This is a genomic window from Acidocella sp. MX-AZ02, from assembly GCF_000306035.1.
Taxonomy (GTDB): domain Bacteria; phylum Pseudomonadota; class Alphaproteobacteria; order Acetobacterales; family Acetobacteraceae; genus Acidocella; species Acidocella facilis.
Map to the genome: position 1 here is coordinate 1,359,916 of NZ_JH976207.1, position 3,401 is coordinate 1,363,316.

Here is a 3,401-nt window from a genome sequence, read left to right on the forward strand (position 1 = left end):
CGCCCGATGCCCGGCTGATCCTAGATCGGCGAAGCTCCGGAGGCGGAGGAGGACCCGTATCGGCCGCCCCTTCGTCGGCGCCGCCGGGCAGCTGTTGGATAAGATGCTGGGCTCGATCGGGCTGGACCGCACCCAGGTGCGGATCATCAACGCCGTGCCCTGGCGGCCGCCGGGCAACCGCACCCCGACCGAATCGGAAATCGCGCTCTGCCTGCCCTTCCTGCACCGGCAAATCGCGCTGATCGGCCCGTCTCTGCTGTTCAGCCTGGGGGCGGTGGCGGCGAAAGCCATGCTCGGCCCCCAGGCGCAGGGCGGAATCACCCGGCTTCGCGGCAAATGGCAGCAAGTGAGCATCGAGGGCCTGCCCGCGCCGCTGCGACTCCTGCCCAGCTATCACCCGGCCTATCTGCTGCGCACCCCCATCGCCAAACGCGCCGCCTGGCACGACCTTCTGAGCCTGCGAGACCAGCTTCAGACGCATAACTGATCCCCGTTTATTAACAAGCTGCTCTGGCAACGATCTCTGGAAAACCAATGGCGAGTATGGCAAAAATGTGGTGAAACGGTGGGGCTGCCTTAATTGAGCGGCCCGTCCTCGCGTTTAAGGCTTGCGTCACCCTTTCTTCATGTGTACCTCCCTCGCTCATGCGAGGAGCCATCAAAACGCTCTCCCGCCTGAACGTGACGCGCGCGGCGCTTGCTGGCGTGTCCGTTTTTGCTTTCACCTGTGCGTTGCATGCGCAGGCGTTCGCGAAGTCCTCTGATTTGGGACAAGGCCAGGGATCGACGACGCCCCCCACACAGCCGGCAGCCGGCACCAACGGGGAATCTGTAGCTTATGCCGTGCCGCGAAACACGCCTCCGGGCGGGGTCGAGGTGGCATTGCCGCAACCGCTTTCCCCCAGCGATGTGGCTTTTTATCAACGCGCCCTCTCTCTGCAGAAGGCGGGGGATTTCGCCGCGTCCGACAAGATGCTGGCGCGTGTGGCCGATGACGGGCTGGTCGGCACGGTGCTGGCCATCCGCTATCTCAGCAGCAACTACATCACCAAGCCGGCCGAACTCACCGCCTGGTGGGCGAAATACAGCCACGGCCCGGACGCTCCGGCGATCTACGGGCTGATGCAGCATAAGCTGGCGCGCGCGGCGCTGCCGGCCGAACCGCATCTTTCCCTGCTGCCCGAGCAAACCCTCACCGCCGGCGCCGCCGCAAGGCCGGCTCTGGCCCCGGATGCGGCCAGCTGGCGCCGTGGCTTCGAGGCCGGGCTCTCCGCCTGGAAGGCCAACCATATCCAGGCCGCCGCCGATGATTTCCGCAAGAGCGCCGGCTTGTCCGGTATTTCGGACGATGACCGCGCCGCCAGCGCCTTCTGGGCCGCCCGCGCGGCGCTGCGCCTGCAGCAGCCGGACCAGTATCTGGACTGGCTGCACCAGGCGAGCTGGAGCGCCGACACGTTCTACGGCATGCTGGCCGGACGGCTGCTCGGCCAGGGCTTCGGCCCCACCGGCATCTCCGCGACGCTGACCGAAGCCGACGCCACCGCCGTCGATTCGCTGCCGGACGGGCATCTCGCCTTCGAGCTGCTGCAGCTCGGCCTCAACGACCAGGCCGAGACCGCCCTACGCGCCCTCTGGCCGCAGATGCAGGCCACGCCCGGCCTCAGCCGCTCCGTGATGGCCGTGGCGGCGCGGGCGGGCATGGTGGATGTCACCATCGCCATCGCCAGCACCATGCCGAGCCCGGTGGACGAGATCGCCGGCGCCCGGCTGCCGCTGCCCGCCATGCACCCGCAAGGCGGCTTCAGCGTCGATCCGGCGCTGATCTACGCCCTCGCCCGCACCGAATCCGGCTTTGACGCGCACGCCACCTCCCCGGTGGGGGCGCGCGGGCTGATGCAGCTGATGCCGCAGACCGCCGCCACCATGCGCGCCGCCGAAGGCGTGACCGGCTCGATCAACGATCCCTCCGCCAATCTGGCGCTGGGCCAGGCCTATCTGAAATATCTCGGCAGCCAGCCGGGGATTCAGGATAATCTGCTGGCCATCCTCGCCAGCTATAATGCCGGGCCGGGCGCGGCCTCGGCCTGGTACAGCGCGATCAAGGATGATTCTGATCCGCTGCTGTTCATCGAGACCATCCCGAACGACCAGACCCGCCGCTTCGTGCGGCAGGTGCTGGCCGATAGCTGGCTGTACTCGGAAGAGATCGGGCTGAAGCCGCGCAGCCTCAACGTGCTGGCGGAGGGTGATTTCCCGACGCTGCAGGATTTCAGCCCGGCCCCGCAAGCGGTGCAGACCGCCGACGCGCAATGAGCCGCATCGACGAAAGCCGGGCCTTCCTGCCGGTGCGCATCGCCATCGCCACGATTTCGGACACCCGCACCGCCGAAAACGACACTTCCGGCGACGCTCTGGCGGCACGGGTGACGGCGGCCGGCCACGAGCTGGCAGCCCGCGCCATCATCAAGGATGATGCCGGGCTGATCGAGACGGCGCTGCGCGGCTGGATCGCGGATCCGGCGGTGGATGTCGTCATCACCACCGGCGGCACCGGTGTCACCGGCCGGGATGTCACCCCGGAAGCCTTCGAGCGCGTGCTGGAGAAAAAGATCGAGGGCTTCGGCGAGCTGTTTCGCATGCTCTCCTACGCCAAGATCGGCACCTCCACGATGCAGTCCCGCGCCCTGGGCGGGGTGGCCAACGGCACCTACCTCTTCGCCCTGCCCGGCTCCACCGGGGCGGTGAAGGATGGCTGGGACGATATTCTGCGCTTCCAGCTGGATTCACGGCACCGCCCCTGCAATCTGGTCGAGCTGATGCCCCGGCTGAAGGAACATTTCAAAGCCTGACCCTGAAAGCCGCCTCGTGCGGCTTTGCTTTTCGCGATCGGTGCCCGGGCTTCAAGCCGCCTGCAATTGCAGCGCCAACATGTCCCGGTAGAGGCCAGGGCGGCTGGCCAGATCGTCCGGCGCGCCCTGATCCAGGATCACCCCCTCCTGCATCACCACAATCCGGTCGAAATCCCGCAAGGTGGAGAGCCTGTGCGCCACCGCGATGACGGTGCGCCCCTGCGCCAGCCGGGCCAGGGCCATCTGCACCGTCGCCTCGGATTCCGAATCCAGCGCCGAGGTCGCCTCATCCAGCAGCAGAATCGGGCTGTCGCGCAGAAAGGCGCGGGCGATGGCCAGGCGCTGGCGCTGGCCGCCGGAAAGCCGCAGGCCGCGCTCACCCACCATCGTCTCATAGCCATCGGGCAGCGCATCGATGAAATCCTCCGCATAGGCGGCGCGGGCGGCGGCGCGCACTTCCGCCACACTCGCCTCCGGCTTGCCGTAGCGGATATTCTCCAGCACCGAGCGATGGAACATCTGCACATCCTGCGAGACCACCGAAATCGCCCC

General features: G+C 67.5%; 4 protein-coding genes. 3 read left to right on the plus strand and 1 reads right to left on the minus strand.

Features of this window, described 5'->3' with window-relative positions; all coding sequences use genetic code 11:
- The 3 genes from MXAZACID_RS06675 to moaB all read left to right on the plus strand — a co-directional run.
- Nucleotides 1–487, plus strand: a 487-nt coding sequence (locus MXAZACID_RS06675; RefSeq protein WP_240376549.1) for a uracil-DNA glycosylase, incomplete at its 5' end; no start/stop codon positions are given.
- A 422-nt stretch (nt 488–909) separates the two neighbouring features.
- Nucleotides 910–2,313, plus strand: coding sequence for a lytic transglycosylase domain-containing protein (locus MXAZACID_RS06680; RefSeq protein ID WP_051060214.1), 1,404 nt, complete (start codon nt 910–912; stop codon nt 2,311–2,313).
- Nucleotides 2,310–2,849, plus strand: a complete 540-nt coding sequence (gene moaB, locus MXAZACID_RS06685; protein ID WP_008493437.1) for a molybdenum cofactor biosynthesis protein B — start codon at nt 2,310–2,312, stop codon at nt 2,847–2,849. The genes MXAZACID_RS06680 and moaB overlap by 4 nt, the downstream gene beginning before the upstream one ends.
- Before the next feature lie 51 nt (nt 2,850–2,900).
- Here moaB and MXAZACID_RS06690 read toward each other — a convergent pair.
- Nucleotides 2,901–3,401, minus strand: a 501-nt coding sequence (locus MXAZACID_RS06690) for an ATP-binding cassette domain-containing protein (RefSeq protein WP_008493438.1), incomplete at its 5' end; no start/stop codon positions are given.

What these genes read in the sequence shown, in the direction of transcription:
- moaB (WP_008493437.1), top strand. Translation starts at nt 2,310, where the DNA reads ATGAGCCGCATCGACGAAAGCCGGGCCTTCCTGCCGGTGCGCATCGCC.